12 protein-coding genes are annotated in these 17,799 nt (G+C 39.6%); 7 read left to right on the plus strand and 5 right to left on the minus strand.

The genetic code is table 11. From position 1 onward, the window contains the following. The first annotated feature begins 5 nt into the window (after positions 1-5). Both J2X07_RS04475 and J2X07_RS04480 read left to right on the plus strand, forming a co-directional pair. The gene (locus J2X07_RS04475; protein ID WP_310256938.1) at positions 6-1,187 is read left to right on the plus strand and encodes an exonuclease SbcCD subunit D; all 1,182 of its coding nucleotides are present in this window, start codon (positions 6-8) and stop codon (positions 1,185-1,187) included. Next, complete coding sequence (locus tag J2X07_RS04480; RefSeq protein ID WP_310256941.1) at positions 1,184-4,585, plus strand: AAA family ATPase; 3,402 nt, start codon at positions 1,184-1,186, stop codon at positions 4,583-4,585. Before J2X07_RS04475 ends, J2X07_RS04480 begins: the two co-directional genes overlap by 4 nt. Positions 4,586-4,793: 208 nt before the next feature. Here J2X07_RS04480 and J2X07_RS04485 read toward each other — a convergent pair whose 3' ends face one another. The 3 genes from J2X07_RS04485 to J2X07_RS04495 are packed head-to-tail and all read right to left on the minus strand — an operon-like array spanning position 4,794 to position 8,457. Beyond that, positions 4,794-5,918 (minus strand): Ger(x)C family spore germination protein, encoded by a 1,125-nt coding sequence (locus J2X07_RS04485; protein WP_310256943.1) that lies wholly within the window; start codon positions 5,916-5,918, stop codon positions 4,794-4,796. After that, the gene (locus tag J2X07_RS04490; RefSeq protein ID WP_310256945.1) at positions 5,915-7,009 is read right to left on the minus strand and encodes a GerAB/ArcD/ProY family transporter; all 1,095 of its coding nucleotides are present in this window, start codon (positions 7,007-7,009) and stop codon (positions 5,915-5,917) included. Before J2X07_RS04490 ends, J2X07_RS04485 begins: the two co-directional genes overlap by 4 nt. Then, the gene (locus tag J2X07_RS04495) at positions 7,006-8,457 is read right to left on the minus strand and encodes a spore germination protein (protein ID WP_396193589.1); all 1,452 of its coding nucleotides are present in this window, start codon (positions 8,455-8,457) and stop codon (positions 7,006-7,008) included. The genes J2X07_RS04490 and J2X07_RS04495 overlap by 4 nt, the downstream gene beginning before the upstream one ends. Before the next feature lie 322 nt (positions 8,458-8,779). Between J2X07_RS04495 and J2X07_RS04500 the strand changes: the two genes are divergently transcribed. Both J2X07_RS04500 and J2X07_RS04505 read left to right on the plus strand, forming a co-directional pair. After that, positions 8,780-9,451, plus strand: coding sequence for a hypothetical protein (locus tag J2X07_RS04500; protein WP_310256950.1), 672 nt, complete (start codon positions 8,780-8,782; stop codon positions 9,449-9,451). 14 nt (positions 9,452-9,465) lie between these two features. Then, the gene (locus J2X07_RS04505; RefSeq protein ID WP_310256953.1) at positions 9,466-10,548 is read left to right on the plus strand and encodes an efflux RND transporter periplasmic adaptor subunit; all 1,083 of its coding nucleotides are present in this window, start codon (positions 9,466-9,468) and stop codon (positions 10,546-10,548) included. A 236-nt stretch (positions 10,549-10,784) separates the two neighbouring features. Here J2X07_RS04505 and J2X07_RS04510 read toward each other — a convergent pair whose 3' ends face one another. Next, positions 10,785-12,542, minus strand: a complete 1,758-nt coding sequence (locus J2X07_RS04510; protein WP_310256955.1) for a B12-binding domain-containing radical SAM protein — start codon at positions 12,540-12,542, stop codon at positions 10,785-10,787. A gap of 189 nt (positions 12,543-12,731) precedes the next feature. On the opposite strand from J2X07_RS04510, the gene J2X07_RS04515 reads away from it, so the two are divergent. The 3 genes from J2X07_RS04515 to J2X07_RS04525 all read left to right on the plus strand — a co-directional run bounded on the left by J2X07_RS04515 (position 12,732) and on the right by J2X07_RS04525 (position 16,367). Then, positions 12,732-13,616: a fumarylacetoacetate hydrolase family protein gene (locus J2X07_RS04515; protein WP_310256958.1), complete on the plus strand. Its 885-nt coding sequence runs from the start codon at positions 12,732-12,734 to the stop codon at positions 13,614-13,616. 36 nt (positions 13,617-13,652) lie between these two features. Beyond that, a complete protein-coding gene (locus J2X07_RS04520; RefSeq protein ID WP_310256961.1) occupies positions 13,653-15,077 on the plus strand; it encodes an NAD-dependent succinate-semialdehyde dehydrogenase in 1,425 nt (474 codons plus the stop codon). Positions 15,078-15,578: 501 nt separating this feature from the next. Continuing rightward, the gene (locus tag J2X07_RS04525; protein WP_310256964.1) at positions 15,579-16,367 is read left to right on the plus strand and encodes an SDR family oxidoreductase; all 789 of its coding nucleotides are present in this window, start codon (positions 15,579-15,581) and stop codon (positions 16,365-16,367) included. Between the two features lie 183 nt (positions 16,368-16,550). Here the strand turns inward: J2X07_RS04525 and J2X07_RS04530 are convergent, their stop codons facing one another. After that, on the minus strand, positions 16,551-17,759 hold the full coding sequence (locus tag J2X07_RS04530; protein WP_310256967.1) for an ornithine--oxo-acid transaminase: 1,209 nt from the start codon (positions 17,757-17,759) through the stop codon (positions 16,551-16,553). Positions 17,760-17,799: the final 40 nt, after the last annotated feature.

Genomic DNA, 17,799 nt, shown 5'->3' on the forward strand with positions numbered 1-17,799 from the left:
TTTTGATGCGATTGCTTCATACAGCAGATTGGCATTTAGGCCGAGCATTAGAGGGGCGCAGCCGCTTGGAAGAACAGCAAGCATTTCTAGATGAATTAGTAGATATCGTCATACGAGAAAAAGTAGACGCCGTCTTAATGGCAGGAGATGTGTTCGATACGGTAAACCCGCCTGCAGCAGCCGAGCAGATGTTTTACGAAACGCTTGCGAAAATTAGCCGAAAAGGAATGTGCCCTTTTATTGCAATAGCCGGAAATCATGATCAGCCAGACAGGCTTGCAGCATCATTTCCTCTTTCAAAAGAGCTCGGTATCACGTTAGTCGGACTTCCTTCGTTAGAATTATGCAGGGTGCCGATAGAGCGCACTGGAGAGATACTGGAGATTGCTGCTTTGCCGTATCCGTCTGAATCAAGATTAAAGATGCTTTTAAGTGAATCAGCCGAAGAGCTTGATGTTCGTAATAAGTATGATCTATGGGTAGATTCATATTTTCAAGAAGTATCCAAGCTGTTTCAGCCAGGAAATGTACACATTGCGATGAGTCATTTATATGTGGCGGGAAGCAAAGAATCTGACTCCGAGCGACCGGTTCACATTGGCGGGGCCTATACGGTGGCAGCTGAAAGTCTGCCAGCGGCTGCACAATACGTGGCACTAGGTCATCTTCATAGACCGCAAGCAGTTAAGCGAGCGAAAACAGATGCAAGATATTCCGGATCACCCTTATCGTATAGTTTTTCAGAGAGCGGGCAAGCGAAATCTGTTTTCATAATAGATGTGGAACCGAATCAGCATGCTCAAGTGAAAGAAATTTATCTTAAGAGCGGCAAACCTCTCGTGGCCTGGGAAGCGAAAAATGGGATACAAGAAGTTCTGCAAGGCATCGAAGACGGGATACACCGCAACTGCTGGATCGATCTTTCCATCCATGTAAAAGACGCTTTGTCGATGGAAGAAATCCAAAGGCTTAGAAAGGCACATGAAGGAATTATACACATCAAACCAGTATTCACTGAAAATAGCTTAGAGAAAGCTTCTGTTTCTGCTCAAAAAATGCCGATAGACGAACTTTTTACCTCTTTTTATAAACGGCAGACAGGCGGAGCACAGCCTGATGAAGCATTGATATCCCTTTTCTTAGAACTTGTCGGTGAAGAAGATACCGAAGGAGAGGCTGTTATATGAGACCCGTATCCTTAACCGTATCCGGATTGCAAAGCTTTCGTGAAGCTCAAACGATCCCCTTCAGTGAACTTTGCTCAGGTGGCGTTTTTGGTATTTTTGGACCAACCGGAAGCGGTAAATCAACCATTCTAGATGCAGTCACACTTGCTTTATATGGCAAAGTAGAACGCGCAGCAAGCGGAACACACGGAATTTTGAATCAAGCGGAAGAGAAGCTATCTGTTTCTTTCACGTTTCAAATTGGTCAAGGAGCTGCCGAAAAGCTTTATACAGTCGAGCGGTCTTACAAAAGATCTGGAGAGCATACGATTCGGACAAGTACTTCCAGACTAATTGAAGCAATTGGTGAGGATACTGTCGTTCATGCAGATAAGGAAAGAGATGTAACCCGTCTCGTTCAGGAGCTGCTCGGGCTTACGATTGAAGATTTCACTCGTGCTGTTGTGCTTCCCCAAGGAAAATTTGCTGAATTTCTTTCCTTGAAGGGTGCTGACAGAAGGCAGATGCTGCAGCGTCTTTTTCAGCTTGAAAAGTATGGTGATGTACTCAACCAAAAGCTAAAAAGAAAATCTGATGAGCAAAGGAACAGACTGAACGAAATCAATGCCGAGCAAGCAGGTTTAGGCGATGCTACAAGTGAAGCTTTAAATGAAGCAGCTAAGATTTTAAAAGAAAACGAACAAAAACTTAAATCCGTTTCTGAGCGGTTAAAGCATGACGAAGAAAAGTTCACAACTTTAAAATCCTATTGGGAAGTTCAGACTGAAAACGAAACACTGCTAAAAACACTGAAAGAACTAAATCTCCAAAAACCGGTTATGGAGCAGCTTAAAAAGAGACTAAAACAGGCAATCTCTGCTGATAGAGTGTCTCCATATGCAAAAGAATGGCAGGATTCTATTCTAACTGAACGTAAACTTAGTAAGGAAAAGGATGAACTTCAACAGCTTACACAAGAATTAAAAACGGCGTTTGAAGAATTTCAAAAAGAGTTTGATGCTGTTAAAACAAAAAAAAATAAACAAGAACCTGTACTTATCGATAAACGAAGCGGGTTAAAAGATGCGTTTGAATGGGAAAAAGAGCTGAAAGAAAAACGTAATTACTTAAAGCAAGAAGAAGAAATACAAAATCAATTGTTAAATGCGTTTAATCAGAGTAAAAAAACAGAAGAAAATGCAGCACAAATGCTTGAAAGAGGCAAGGACAAACAAACGAAGTTAAAAACAGAATTGTCGTCCATAGAAATTTCTCAAAAAGAGAGAACCATGTTTCAGCAAGCTTTATTGTTATTTCAGCAATTTCAAAATGCTGAAACTGAAGAAGCTAAAATTCAAAATGAGCTGGCTCAAACTGAAAAAAGTGCCAGTGTCATCCTTCAAAATAAAAAAGATGCTCAAATCCTTTTAACAAATGGTATGGAGAAATGGAAGAGTTTGTCCAATGATGTGGAGCAGTTGTACGGAGAAGCATGCGAAGCAGAAAGAGAAAATGAGCAGCTCATCAGTTTGCTGCAGCAAGAGCTTAAAGCTGTCAAAACTGCTCAAGAACAAAACAGAATCAAGTATCTGGCTGCCCAGCTTTCTTCCCAATTAAAGGATAATGAACCATGTGCCGTGTGTGGATCAACTGTGCATCCATCTCCTATTAATGATATGGAACCAATAGATGATCTTCAGGAGAAAACAGACGAATTAGAATCTGCAAATGAATCACTAAAACAAATGAATCATAATCTCAGCCATGTTCGTGAATCACTAGAAAAAGTTTCAGAAAAGATCTGGAACAAATTAGGATCAGCAAACAAGGAAATTGCGGCAGCCAGAGAATTCTTAACTGCCGGGACGGCTGAAGTAACTTCAAACATCGATCACGAGAAAATAGGTTCACTTTCTGTGCGGGTTAAAGGAATTATGCAAGACCGGCTTTCAATTGAAGATAGATTTGAATCAGCACTGCATCAAATGGATGATCTTCAAAAAAAGCTGGAGCGTATTTCGTTTGAAAACGAGAATTCAGAAAAACAGCTGCAAAAACTGAAAGAAAACCTTTCCGGCATTCAGACTAAAATCGAACAATTTCAAATTGAATGGGATGAGACAAATATTCCATTCGATCGAAAACAGCTCAAGGAAAAGAAACAGGATTTCGAAAAAAGGGAAGAACGCCAAGCTGAGATTCAAAAAAGCCTTGAAGTAGCTGTCAGGTTTTTAGAAGAACAAACAGCTAAAATTGAAAAAGCAAAAGATGAGAAAGGTAAGCTTGAACTAGAACTGAATACATCATCCAATAAGCAAAAACTCTTGCAAAAAGATATTGAAATTCTTCAAGAAAAACTTCAAAAACGGGTTGGCGATAACAGTGCACAAGACCTATTATTAATCGTTGAAGAACAGCTGGAAGATCTTCTGAAGCACTTTAAAATAGCAGAAGAAAACTTCGAAGCAGCTCGGGTGAAATTTTTAGATCGTGACAAAGCATACCATTCCATTTTGCAGCGTTTTGAAGATGTTCAAAAGAGAAAAATAAAATCTGAGAAAGAATGGCAGGTTCAGCTAGGGAAATCGATGTTTTCTTCTTTTGAGGAATACGAAAGCTGCTTAACTGAAGAAGAGGAGCAGAAGAAATGGGAGAACGAATTAACTCACTATGATGACCAATGTAAAGCTGTTCAAACATCTATCGATTCTTTGAAAAACAAGCTTTCTTCTGAACGTTTGACAGAAGAACAATTAACAGATGCAGAGGCACAGTTAAAGGCGATAAAGTCGGAAACTAATGAAGCGCGGGAAGCCGTTGGACAATCCAGACAGAATTGGTTAACGATTGAAAGGAATCATATTCGGTATAATGAGCTCAGCAGTGAGAAGACAAAGGTATCGACATTACTTGAACAGATCGGCAAACTTCAAACGGTTTTCAGGGGAAATACATTCGTGGAATTTATGGCAGAAGAACAGCTGATTCACGTTACACGTGATGCTTCCAGCCGTTTGTCTAAACTTACACGAGGCCGGTACGCGATAGAAGTAGATTCCAACAGTGGATTTGTCATTCGCGATGATGCAAACGGTGGTATTAAACGCCCAGTAAGCTCATTATCCGGCGGGGAGACGTTTTTAACTTCTCTAGCATTAGCACTTTCATTATCCGCACAAATTCAGTTGCGAGGAAAGTATCCGCTGCAATTTTTCTTCCTTGATGAAGGATTCGGAACACTAGATCAAGGGTTGCTTGATACGGTAGTAACAGCACTGGAAAAAGTACAAATGGAGAACTTTGCGATTGGAGTTATATCGCATGTGCCAGAACTAAAAGCAAGATTAACAAAAAGATTAATTGTAGAGCCAGCTGAACATTCAGGAAAAGGAACGAGAGTGAGGCTCGATCAGTTATAAGCAGGAAAAGAGGCTGACTCAAAAGTGTTAAACTTTTGAGTTCATGCCTCTTTTTTCTAATTAATCTGGTTAGGAGAGTTTTCAATTATGTCATTTCGGTTCGTGAGTTTATTGAAAAATCCGCGAGATTATAGCCGAAATCTGTGAATTTATTGAAAAATTCGTTAGATTATGACTAAAAACCGTGAGTTTATTAAAACAGCCTTTTTTATTCAATGATTCCATGCCCGATTACGGTAATATCAACTTTAGTATGAATAGGGATTTTCGGATATTCTTTTTCCCAATCTAACTTTTTCCAAAAAGGATAATGAAAGGCCATCAATTCTCTTCCAATTCCAAACGTATCTGCATTCATTTTTTGAAGTTTCGCTACAATTTTTTGAGACTCTTTCGTTAACGTGGCTGACAATTCTTTTTCAACTTTTTCAACTTCCCCAGATGTATTCAAGTTATTGTGTGGATATTCAATGATAATGACTCTTGTTTTTAATTGTAGATCGACTGATATCTGCCCAGTTGCAGAAACAGTTACATCTAATATCCGTTTGTTCTTTTTTACTTTAAATGAAGTAAAATTATTGAGTTTTACTTTTTTGTCACTTGAAATTTTTCTAGTAGTTGACATTGCTTTCGTGTAATGCTGCCCTGTAAGCATAACGTACAATACTGAGGTTGGTCCTGTAATCGTTCCTACCATTTTTTCACCATGAAAAACGGCAACACCATCCACTTTTGCGGTATGTTTTAGAGGGATGATATAGGGCAAGGTGAAATCTTGCCCTGGATCAAACATGATGGGGCAGACGGATTGAATCGTTTCTTTCGTAACAGTAGCTGATTCTTCAGAACTTTTAATGACATCCCTTAAATATTCTCCTATTCCTGTTGACCCACTTTCTGTTTCCATGTACTTGTTGCTAATTACATCTTTGGCACTGCCTTTTGTAACGGCTATTTTAGCATTTAGTGCAGATTTAGGATCACGGTAAAAAACATCCAACAGCTGATAGATGTCTTTTTTGGCAGAATCTTCTCCAAAAATAATAATTTGATTCTTTGACACATCTAACTGTTCAGAAACTTTTCTGTCAAGTAATACACGGCTTTGACGTGCTGTATGTCCAGTTGCGGAATAAGCTTGATTTATGAGAGTTTGTCCTCCAGCTGCAGGAGCTATAGATTGCGGAATCGATGCTGTGATGGTTACATTTCCATTTTTCGTGTAGTCAAATCCACCTGCAGTAATTAGTTTTGTTTTATGTAGTGCTTGTGTATCCCAGCAGCCAGTTAAGAGAAAAAGTGCTGGTAAGCAGCACCATCTTTTTTTCATGAAGAAGCAGCTCCTTTATCTTCCTTTTTTCTTAATACAGCAATGATCAATAGAAGAATTGGAAATAAAGCAGAAAATAGTAAAGAAGTAAAACTAATATATTTATTCCAAGCTGCGACTTCGAGTTTATCGTTTGGAATAACTGCGATCAACGTACAGATAATCGCTAAATAAGGAGCCGATTTTTTGTTGTTTTTCAATCCGAAAAGTTTTTGTACACCTTTGGCAGCTAGAAAAAAATAACAAATAAAGGAAGTAGCTACAGATATCATCCATATGGAAAGGAAAATTAAATCCGTCCGCTCAATGATACTGAATGAAAAAGCTTTTAACATATAGAGTACAGGCTCTGGCACGATTTTAATCTCTTCAGGATTAAAATATATAAAGGTTGTCAAAACCACAAATCCATAAAGGATTGTTACACATAGTGATGCATATGATATTACTTTGATTTTTTTAGATCTCTCCCCTTCTGTATACGCTAAAAAAACAAGTGCAACATCGAACCCTAATAAAGCGACTACAGCGTCTTGAGAACTTTTTAGGATGGTCCTCATACCCATTTCACCTATAGGGAGGATATAGAGTGGGTGAACCCCTGTATAGGCGTACAAAATGAAACCCAACAGGATTAATAATAGGGGTGTCACGATTGTATAGAACCTCGCCATTTCTCTAGGCGAACTTGTAATAAAATAAGCGCCGGTAGAAGCCATAATCAAAATAATGACCCAGCTTGGGGTTTCAAATAATATCCATTTTGACACAATACTGTTGTACAAAATTAATATTAGGACTGAAATGAAAAGAAAATGGAGTGTATAAATGACATTGAAAATGAAACCTAAATTTTTCCCTAATATTTTTGGCTGAAAATCAAACAATGTTTTTTGTGGGAAACGGTCACAAAGCTTCCAAATCGCAAGCAATGAAAATTGGATGATTACCCCAGCAATAAAGAGTGAAATCCAGCCATCAATTTTTGCTTTTTGAAACAGTGAATAAGGAAGAGAGAGAATACCCACTCCGATTTGCGTTTGTAAGATCAAGAAAAATAACTGTCTATGTGTGATTGTATGTTTATTCAATTCCTATCCCACTTTCTTGTTCGATTTGCTTGATCTCTTTTCAAAGGACTTGCATCATTCGGCCGTTTATTTTGTTTCCAGAATGGAAGTCTGATGATTGCATCTTTCATGTCATCGATCTTAAATGGAGCTAAAGGTGCAAAATAGGGGGAGCCAAATGTATACAGTTTACATAAATGAAATAGTAAAACGATAAAGCCAAATACAATTCCAAGAAATCCTAAGGTTGCGGCTGCCAGCATGAAAGGGAAACGCAAAATTCTCACTGCTGCACTCATTTCGTTTGAAGGAACGATATAAGCCGCGATTGCGGTAATCGCCACAACAATAATCATTAAGTTAGACACGAGTCCAGCTTTAACGACAGCATCACCGATAACCAAACCACCTACGATGGCAATGGTCGTACCTATTCGGGTAGGAAGCCTTATGGAAGCTTCACGAATTAATTCAATCGTTAATTCCATTAGCATCGCCTCGAATAAAGGTGGATAAGGGATATCTTCCAGTGACCCTTTAACTAGCAAAATCAGGTTAAAGGGTATAATTTCAAAATGAAAAGAAACGGTTGCGATATAAACTGCAGGAAGTCCAATGGCAATAAAAAAACTAAAAAGTCTTATTGCACGAAAGAATGATCCAATATGCCAGCGTTTATTATAATCGTCTACAGACTGATAAAAAGTAAAAAAGTTTACCGGTAAAACATGTGCAGTAGGAGAAGTATCGTATACGAGTGCGACTCTGCCTTCCATCATATTGGCTGCAACACGATCTGGCCGTTCAGTACTTAACATTTGCGGAAAAAAACTAAACGGTTTGTCCTCGATACTTTCCTCAACGTTACCAAGTGTGTATACTGCTTCAGCATCAATGGATGTAATTCTTCTTTCCACTTCTCTTACAAGATCTGGATTTGCAATATTTTCTACATAAACTAATGCGACATTTGTATGTGTTTCGCTCCCAAGTTTGAAATATTTGATCGTCAGCTTTGGCGTTTTTAGCTGTTTTCGGATAAGTGCAAGATTCATTGTCATACTTTCAATGAATCCTTCATGAGAACCTCTGATGATCGCTTCGTTATCTGGCTCCTTTATATCTCTTTGTGTATTTAAAGGAGCTAATATAGAATAATAGCAAGAAGTATCTTGAGTAAAAACAAGCGCATTCGATTGAAGAAGCAGTTGGGGTACTAGAGTAAAATCTGTTTGTTTTTTTAATTCAAGACCAGCGATTTGTTCAAATGATAATAGGTCAATGTCTTTTTTTAACTCAAAAAAAGGATTTAGGATGTGAAGCTTCAATATACTTTTATCAATAATTGAATCTAGAAATAGAAACACAATTTTGGAATCATCTGATGGTAGGTTAATCCAGTGTGTCACCATGTCTTGCGTATTCGAAAAAGGTTTCTTAACTTCTGCTATTAATTCTTCAATCGTCATTTGCTCCTCAACAACAATCTCGTCTTCTTCGTTTTGAATATGGTTTTGAGCAGTAATTTGAGAGCTACTTTGATTTGTATTATTTTGAGCATTTTGTTCTTTTATTTCTTGATTTTCTTGCAAGACTTGTGTTAATTTTTTCGGTTTCTTAAAGAAAGTCATAAACCTCATCCCGATCTGCAGAGTTTGACTTAGTTTTTGTTATAGAAATGTAATTATGCGGAGATATGACTATTTTTTGATGAAAACGTCAAAAATTGTCATTCACTGAAGTGAATCTGTGATAGGATGTAGAGATAAAGAGAGAGAAGGGGGAGGCCGTATGATAGGAAACGCACAGTTTATTCCTGCACTGACTAAGCCTTATACATATTTTTCATTTTTTAAAGAATCAAAGGACAATGAAGGTTTTTGGCTGCGATTTGCTGCTATTTTAGCAGTTAGCGGATTACTACATGCTTTGTCTTTTTTTGCTGCATTTCCTTCATTTAAAGTGATTCATTTTGTGGTATCAGCAAAGCTTTCTGCACCTGAATTAGAGCTTTTAAGATATTTACTTGCCTTAGCTGGGTTCGTATGGGGAATCCTTGCTCCTTTTTTAGTCATACAAGCAGGCACGCTATTTTTATATTTCTTTTTCCGTGATGTTGGCTATAAAACACTCTTTTATGTAATGAGTGTTATTTATATATTGTGTTTAGCAGGAATGGCGTTTGAACTTCCATTTCAGTTTACATCTGGTGGAGAAGAAGTGGTCCAGCCGTTAGGGTTAGGATTTTTAGGAGTTCTGATCTTTAAGCATGGGTTTTGGCAGGAATTTCTAAACTTTGTGAATGTGTTTACCGTATGGGGTACGGCTGTGACCTATTATGCACTTAGGCAATTATCCTTTAAATCAAAATCGTATTGCTTAATCATTACACTCGGAACATGTGTTTTTTGGACCGTTTTATTTTCTCTATATGCTGCACTTGTCAGCGGACAACTGGTGTAAGGGGGAGCGTACATATGAGTAAATGGAAATGGGCTTCAGCTGGAGTGATCGCTGCTCTCCTTTTAACGATGAATATTATGTTGTTTGGTCGAGAAGAGACAACCGCAGTAGAAGCACCGAGACTTAAAACGGCTGGATCACTAGAACGTAATTTCATTAAAGAGTGGAACGTAACAGGTTTTGCTCAATCCAAGAACACGTTTGATGTTCATTATAATCCGACACTGGGCGCGATTAAAGAGATACAGGTAAGTGAAGGTGAAACGGTTACTTCTGGTCAAACGATCGCAAGTTATGAAAATAATGATATAGAAAAAGAGCTTCGAAGCTTAAAGAGAGACAAGGAAGCTGCAGATGTTAAATCAAATCATTATTCAAGTGAAATCACAAATTGGCAAAGTGAACTTTCTAGTTTTGATGAAGATAAAGATTCAGCAGATACAAAAGTCATGATTCAAAAACAATTAGCAGATGCTGAGCTTGAAGTAGACTTGGCAGAAAAAGAAAGTTCGGTTTTGTTTGATGAAATTCTTGAGGTGGAAAAAAAGCTGGACGAGCTTTCTATTAAAAGTCCAGTAGATGGTGTAGTCACTGAAGTGAATGGCAGCGACAGTGGTAAACCAATTGTAGAAATTGTCGGTCAAGGCAACTATGAAATCTTGGCAGAAGTGAACGGAACTATCGCGGGTATCGTAAAAACAGGGGATGAGGTTCAATTTACAACACCAGCTGCCAAAAAGAAACTAACGGGTACTGTTCAAAGTGTAATGCCATCTAAAAAAGATCAGCAATTTATCATTTCAATAATTGCCCAAGATCAATCGGCTTTAACGGAAGGTCAGAAAGCAAATATCGTCATTCCTGAAATGTTATCAGCAAATGCTGTGAGTGTTTCACAAAAGGCAGTGATTAATAATGATGGCAAGCAATATGTATATACGATTGATAAGAATAAACTATATAAAGTAGAAGTTTCAACAGGGTTAAAGCAAAATGGTGTTGTCGAGATTAAAAAAGGACTAAAAAAAGGGGAAGCAGTTGTTATGAACCCATCTAAAGTATTTGTTTCGGGTGAACCTGCTTTTCAATTAAAATAAAAAAAGCTGTTTTCGGAAAATTGTTGCACTTGGAAGTGGTTGATTTCCGTTACAGGATGCTCACTTTCCGCGGGGCGTGCGGTGAGCCACCTTGGCGCTTTGCACCTGCTGTGTCTCACCTGTCCCGCTTCTCCCGCAGGAGTCTCGCACCTTACACTCCAATCAACTTATCAATGAAGAGGAAAAAAATATAAAAAACAACAATACGAAAACAGTCATTAAAAAAAGGATGCGGGTTACGCATCCTTTTTTATTTGTAGAGCAGATTTTGCTAATGTGAAGATTTGCGTTTTCTCCAGTTTAGGATCAAATAAAGCAATTAATAAATACGAATTCTCATCGCTTGAATTCAGTTGATCTGCTAATGGATCGATTGCTGTCTCAGCAACAAATCCATGCTTATGCAGATCTTTCTCCGTCATTACGGGGAAACCATCCATTAAATTTGGCTCATTTGCTAGAACAGTAAGCACTTTTGAAGCCTCTTCTTTGTTTTGTGTGTTTTCCCACCAAGGCTTACGTGGTTTAAATTGCTGACGCTCTAAATAGTCTAGCTTCATTAAACTCTCAGCAACAGGGAGGCAATGTGGCGCCGCTTCCGTCAAAAACGCAATTAGTCGTTTAAATAAATCTTCAAGCTGATGGCCGATTCGAGACCAGCCTCTCGTTTCCCAATACGTTCCAAACTCTTGGAAGAAATCGAACGGTGATTCAAACACATGGTTGATTAAATATTTTACGGTGTGATCCATGCGATGATCATTCCAATATTTCTCCAGTACATCTTCTACTTGTTTAATTCGAATAATCTCCTCAAACGATAAAACATTATTTCCTAAAATCTCATATGGAGAATGATCCATATAAACATAATCATGCTGTTCTGCAGTTAGCCGCAGCCCTGTTCCACGCAGCATCTTTAAGAAACCAAGCTGAACTTCTTCGATGCCGAATGCGAAAACATCATTGAACGTTTTTCGGAACGACGTGTAATCTTCCTTAGGCAATCCAGCGATCAAATCTAAATGCTGAACAATTTTGCCGCCGTCGCGAACGTTCGTAACTGTACGGGTAAGCTTCTCGAAGTTTTGTCTGCGTTCTACAAGAAGATTTACAGCATCGTTTGTTGATTGAACGCCGATCTCAAACCGGAAAAGTCCTTTTGGTGCGTGTTCATTTAAATAATCAATGACCTCAGGACGCATGATATCTGCTGTAATCTCGAACTGGAACACGACTCCTGGCCGCCGGTTCTCGATCAAAAAAGAAAACATGTCGAGAGCATAATCTCGTCGAATGTTAAAGGTGCGGTCAACGAATTTAATGATTCTTGCCCCATTATCCATTAAAAAGATCAGGTCTTCTTTTACGGCATCAGGGTCAAAATAGCGTACACCTACTTCTATAGAAGATAAACAGAACGCACAAGAGTAAGGACATCCGCGGCTCGTTTCAAAATAAGTGATTCTTTTAGATAGATCTTTTACATCTTCTTCAAAGCGGAAGGGAGAGGTAACCTTTTTTAAGTCCAGTTTTTCACGTGGGCCGTTGATTTTTGGTTTACCTTCCATACGGTAGGCTAAACCTGCCACTTTGTTAAACTGTCCATCATTTTGAATCTCATTTAACAAATGCTTGAACGTTTCTTCACCTTCATTTACGACGATAAAATCGACTTCATGTATCCGGTCAAGCCAGTAAGCAACATCATAAGAAACTTCCGGACCGCCAAGAACGATCTTCGTCTCAGGCTTAATTTTCTTGAACATTTGAATGATTTTAATCGTTTCTTCAATGTTCCAGATGTAGCAGCTGAATCCGAGAACATCAGGCTCTTGATTAAACAGGTCAGTGACGATGTTCAAAGACGGATCTTTTATCGTAAACTCGCGGATCGTGACAGGGAATTCCGGCTGACTGTATGCTTTTAAATAGCGAAGTGCCAGACATGTGTGTATATATTTTGCATTTAATGTACTTAGTACTGTTTTCATGATTTATAACCTCATTACCATTACCCAAAATTCGGGTTATTTAGATGACACACTATTTTACCATATTTTAAAAAGAAGTAAAAAATCAGTTTTATCCAAAACACTATTGCATATTGCTTTACGCCTAAAAGATCTACACTTTATAGTAGAAATAAATACGACTAGTAAAAACAGGAGGTTAACATTTCAATGAAATTTGCAACTGCTATTTATAAGGATGATTTGTTTATTGGTGTTATAAAAGAAGAAAGTATCATTAACCTTACCGCTCTTGCAAGACTTAGCCAAAAAACGTTTCCAGAAACACTTTTAAAAGGGATTGAGCAGGCTGAGCATTTTATTAAGGTCGTGGAAGATTTACTGAATACGCATGGTACATCTGATTTTACATACCCAATTGACGAAGTAGAACTATTAGCTCCGATTCCTCGGCCGTCTAAGAATGTTTTTTGTATCGGGAAAAATTATCGCGATCATGCGATTGAAATGGGCAGCGAGGCTGATATTCCTGAGGATATTATGGTGTTCTCTAAAGCGCCGACTGCTGTGATCGGACACGATACAGGTATTCCAAGTCATGATAAGCTGACAAATCAGTTAGATTATGAAGGTGAACTTGCCTTAATCATTGGTAAAAAGGGTATTCATATTTCTAAGGAGGATGCCTTTGATCATATTTTTGGATACACGATCATCAATGACATTACCGCTCGTGACCTGCAGCAAAGACACAAACAATTTTTAATCGGTAAAAGTCTGGATGGTACATGTCCGATGGGTCCATGGATCGTTCATCATTCTGAAGTGCCAAATCCAGAGAAATTATCGATTCAGACGAAAGTAAATGGTGAAGTGAGACAGAACGGAAAAACGTCTGATTTTATTTTTGATATCCCTACCATGATAGCGGAACTGTCGAAAGGTATGACACTTGAAGCAGGAGATATTATCGCAACAGGTACACCTGCAGGAGTAGGAAAAGGCATGAAACCGCCCGTGTTTTTAAAACGAGGGGACACGATTGAAATCTCAATAGAAGGAATCGGGACACTTCGTAATGAAATAGTAGAATGAAGTCGAACTTACAAGATACATAGAGGAGGAATTCACATGGATAAACTGCTTTATATTAATGGTTCTTGGACAGGAAACGATCTTGAAAAAATAGAGGTATATAACCCTGCAAATGGTGAAGTAGTTGGAACTGTGCCTTCATGTGGAAAAGACGAAACGAATGCGGCGATCGATGCGGCTCACGATGCATTTTCACAGTGGTCCAAATTAACAGCTTATGAGCGGGCTGATTATTTGATGAAGCTGTATGATTTAATGATGGAAGAAAAAGACGAACTTGCAGAACTGATGACATTAGAGATGGGTAAACCTTTAAAAGAATCTGCTGGAGAAGTCGTATATGCTGCTTCCTTCATAAAATGGTACGCAGAAGAAGGGAAACGCGTTTACGGAAGAACGATTCCTTCTAGCGGTCAAAATAAAAGAATGCAAGTGTTGAAACAGCCGGTAGGGGTTGTTGCAGCGATTACACCATGGAACTTCCCTGCAGCTATGATTACAAGAAAACTAGGACCGGCACTGGCAGCGGGGTGTACGTTTATCGTAAAACCACCTAAAGAAACACCTTTAACAGCCATTAAACTCGTGGAACTTGCCGATAAAGCAGGATTTCCTAAAGGGGTTATCAACCTCGTAACAGGCGCTTCTTCTATCATCGGAAAAGCGATCATGGACAGTGAAAAAGTAAGAAAAGTAACGTTTACCGGTTCCACTGAAATTGGAAAAAAACTGATTGAACAAAGTGCAGCAACTGTAAAAAATGTATCTATGGAGCTAGGCGGTCACGCACCGGCCATTGTACTCGATGACGCTGATCTCAAGAAAGCAGTTGCCGGTGTCGTAGCTTCAAAGTTTCGTAACGCGGGGCAGACGTGTATTTGTATCAACCGTGTTTATGTGCAAGAAAATGTATACGACGAATTTGTGGAACTTGTTGCTGCTGAAGCAAAAAAATTAAAAGTCGGAAACGGATTAGAAGAAGGAACCGATATCGGGCCAATTATCAACAAAGATGGATTCGAAAAAATCGCAGAACATGTTGAAAATGCCGTTTCAAATGGTGCAGAATGTGTGATTGGCGGAAAAGGCACAGCTGAAAACGGAGCTTATTATTATGAGCCGACTGTTCTGAAAAACGTGAACCAAGATATGCTGATCATGAACGAAGAAACGTTTGGTCCAGTCATACCGATTCATAAGATCACTTCGATCGAAGAAGGCATTCAGCTTGGAAACAAAAGTCCATTTGGGCTAGCAGCTTACGTATATACGGAAAGCTTGTCCAAAGGAACACAGGTAGTAGAAGGTCTTGATTATGGAATCATCGGGTGGAATGATGGTGTTCCATCAGCTGCACAGGCACCGTTTGGCGGAATGAAAGAAAGCGGACTTGGCCGTGAAGGCGGAATTGAAGGAATGGAAGCTTACTTAGAAACAAAATACGTAAGTTATGTTTTATAAAAGCTTCTTTTTCTAGAGACCTCATTGAAAAGTTGATTAGAGTGCAAGGTGTGAGACTCCAGCGTGATCAGTGGGACAGTACGAAAAGTGTAAGAGGTTTGTTCAGCCCCGACAAGCAAAAGGGGAATGGGCTAAGAAGGCGCTTTTTGCCTTCAGGACCATTAAACTTTTGACCTCGAGGGGATTGCCGCTGTAGCTAGACAGTCCGAAAAGCGGAGGCGGTTTGTTCAGCCACGACTAGCAAAAGGGGAATGGGCTAAGAAGGCGCTTTTTGCTTCAGGACCATTTAACTTTTGACCTCGAGGGGCTTGCCGCTGTAGCTAGACAGGTGAGACCCCGCAGGCGCAAGACGCTAGGGAGGCTCACCGAACACCCCGCGGAAAGCGGGCATCCTGTAACAGAAATCAACCACTTACAAGAGCAACAAATATGCGAAAATCTTTTTAAAACCAGCTGACACCAAGCTTTATAAAAAATATGAATAGAATCGGGTGAGCATCTATGGATTTGGGATTAAAGGGGAAAAACGTATTAGTTCTTGCATCAAGCAAAGGACTCGGAAAAGCTTGTGCTTTGCAGTTTGCGAAAGAAGGAGCAAACGTGATGCTGACAAGCCGCGATGAAGAGCTGCTTTCAGAAACAGCTGAAGCGATCAACATCGAAACAGGTGCAAATGTTCGTTATAAAAAGTGTGACATCACTCAGCGAAATGAGATTGATGAGCTCGTTGCAGAAACGGTTGAAACATTTGGCAGTATCGATGTATTGGTTAACAATGCAGGCGGACCTCCAGCAGGCGGGTTTAACGATTTTGAAGATGAACATTGGCAGGGAGCGTTCGAATTAACGCTGTTAAGTCTCGTTCGAACAGTACGTGCCGTTACGCCGAACATGATGAAAAATGGGGGCGGCAGGATTGTAAATATCGCATCATCATCATTCAAGCAGCCGATCGATGGACTTATTTTATCAAATACGTTCCGGACGGCGATCAATGGCCTCTCAAAAAGTTTGTCTCAAGAATTAGGGAAAGACAACATTTTGATTAACACGATCGGACCTGGCCGGATCGGTACAGATCGTGTAGGAGAACTGGATCAAATGGCAGCTGATAAAAAAGGTGTTTCTACAGAAGATGTGAAGGCAAGCGTGGTGAGTGGAATACCGCTCGGACGCTATGGAACACCAGAAGAGTTTGCGAGGATGGTCGTCTTCCTATGCTCAGGAGCTAATTCATACATTACTGGTCAATCTCTGTTGATCGACGGCGGTATGGTGAAAGCATTATAAGGTGTTGATGTCGGAAGGAACAGCGCGCCAGCCACCTGAGTATTCTTTTCTTAATGCATGCTACGAGGAAGCTCACATCGGCAGAACTTTCTTGCAGACTCAGGAGCAATAATGACTGCTTCTTTTGTATCTCTTGCACTAAACAAAAAAGCCGGCTCAATTACGAGTCGGCTTAACCTATCATTAAACAGATAATACGTTCTTAATACGCTCAATTGCCCAGTCTAGATCTTCTTCTGAAATGATTAAAGGAGGTGCGAAACGGATTACGTTTTCGTGTGTTTCTTTACAGAGCAATCCTTGTTCTTTTAAACGTTCACAGTAAGAACGGGCTGGTTCGTTTAGTTCGACACCGATAAACAATCCCTTACCGCGCACTTCTTTAATCGCTGGATTGTTGATCTTTTTAAGCTCGTTTATGAAATATTCACCAAGCTTTAAGGAACGATCTACTAAGTTCTCTTCTACTAGAACGTCAACAGAAGCGACTGAAACCGCACATGCTAGAGGGTTTCCTCCGAAAGTAGAACCATGTGAACCAGGATTGAATACGCCAAGGATTTCACGATTAGCTGCAACACAAGAAATCGGCATCACTCCGCCTCCAAGTGCTTTCCCTAAAATGTACATATCTGGCTCGATTTCTTCCCAATCGCATGCGAACATTTTTCCAGAACGTCCAAGACCTGATTGGATTTCATCGGCTACAAAAAGAACGTTTTCTTGTTTACATACGTCAAGTGCTTCTTTTAAGAATCCATCCCGAGGAATTACAATACCAGCTTCCCCTTGAATCGGTTCAAGAACGAACGCAGCTGTATTTTGAGTGATTGCAGCTTTTAGTGCTTCTAAATCACCATATGGAATTACTTTAATACCAGGAAGCATTGGACCAAAGCCACGCTGATAATCAGGATCAGATGACATTGAAACAGCTGTCATTGTACGACCGTGGAAGTTTCCTTCACACACGATAACTTCTGCCTGGTTTTCAGCAACACCTTTTACATCATAAGCCCAGCGGCGGACGGCTTTAATCGCAGTTTCAACGGCTTCAGCACCAGTGTTCATCGGCAGTACCATGTCTTTTTTTGTTAAACTTGATACTTTTTCATAAAAATCACCAAGCTGATCGTTATGGAAAGCACGCGATGTGAGCGTGACTTTGTCTGCTTGATCTTTTAAAGCTTGAATGATTTTGGGGTGGCGGTGTCCTTGGTTTACTGCTGAATATGCACTTAACATGTCCATATAGCGGTTTCCTTCAGGATCGGTTACCCAAACACCCTCAGCCTTCGAAATAACGATCGGCAGCGGATGGTAGTTTTGAGCTCCATATTGTTCCGTTTTAGAAATAACTTTTTCCGTATTCTTCGTTTCTGTCTGTTTCATGGAAACACCTCTATTCGCAAGATTTCTCACAACCCTATTA

This window comes from Fictibacillus barbaricus (assembly GCF_031457135.1).
GTDB classification, from domain to species: Bacteria; Bacillota; Bacilli; order Bacillales; family Fictibacillaceae; genus Fictibacillus; species Fictibacillus barbaricus_A.

Excerpts from the sequence above, each read along its gene's own strand:
- J2X07_RS04475 (WP_310256938.1), top strand. The coding sequence starts at position 6 with ATGCGATTGCTTCATACAGCAGATTGGCATTTAGGCCGAGCATTAGAG.
- J2X07_RS04480 (WP_310256941.1), top strand. The coding sequence starts at position 1,184 with ATGAGACCCGTATCCTTAACCGTATCCGGATTGCAAAGCTTTCGTGAA.
- J2X07_RS04485 (WP_310256943.1), bottom strand. The coding sequence starts at position 5,918 with ATGAAAAAAAGATGGTGCTGCTTACCAGCACTTTTTCTCTTAACTGGC.
- J2X07_RS04495 (WP_396193589.1), bottom strand. The coding sequence starts at position 8,457 with ATGACGATTGAAGAATTAATAGCAGAAGTTAAGAAACCTTTTTCGAAT.
- J2X07_RS04500 (WP_310256950.1), top strand. The coding sequence starts at position 8,780 with ATGATAGGAAACGCACAGTTTATTCCTGCACTGACTAAGCCTTATACA.
- J2X07_RS04505 (WP_310256953.1), top strand. The coding sequence starts at position 9,466 with ATGAGTAAATGGAAATGGGCTTCAGCTGGAGTGATCGCTGCTCTCCTT.
- J2X07_RS04510 (WP_310256955.1), bottom strand. The coding sequence starts at position 12,542 with ATGAAAACAGTACTAAGTACATTAAATGCAAAATATATACACACATGT.
- J2X07_RS04515 (WP_310256958.1), top strand. The coding sequence starts at position 12,732 with ATGAAATTTGCAACTGCTATTTATAAGGATGATTTGTTTATTGGTGTT.
- J2X07_RS04520 (WP_310256961.1), top strand. The coding sequence starts at position 13,653 with ATGGATAAACTGCTTTATATTAATGGTTCTTGGACAGGAAACGATCTT.
- J2X07_RS04525 (WP_310256964.1), top strand. The coding sequence starts at position 15,579 with ATGGATTTGGGATTAAAGGGGAAAAACGTATTAGTTCTTGCATCAAGC.
- J2X07_RS04530 (WP_310256967.1), bottom strand. The coding sequence starts at position 17,759 with ATGAAACAGACAGAAACGAAGAATACGGAAAAAGTTATTTCTAAAACG.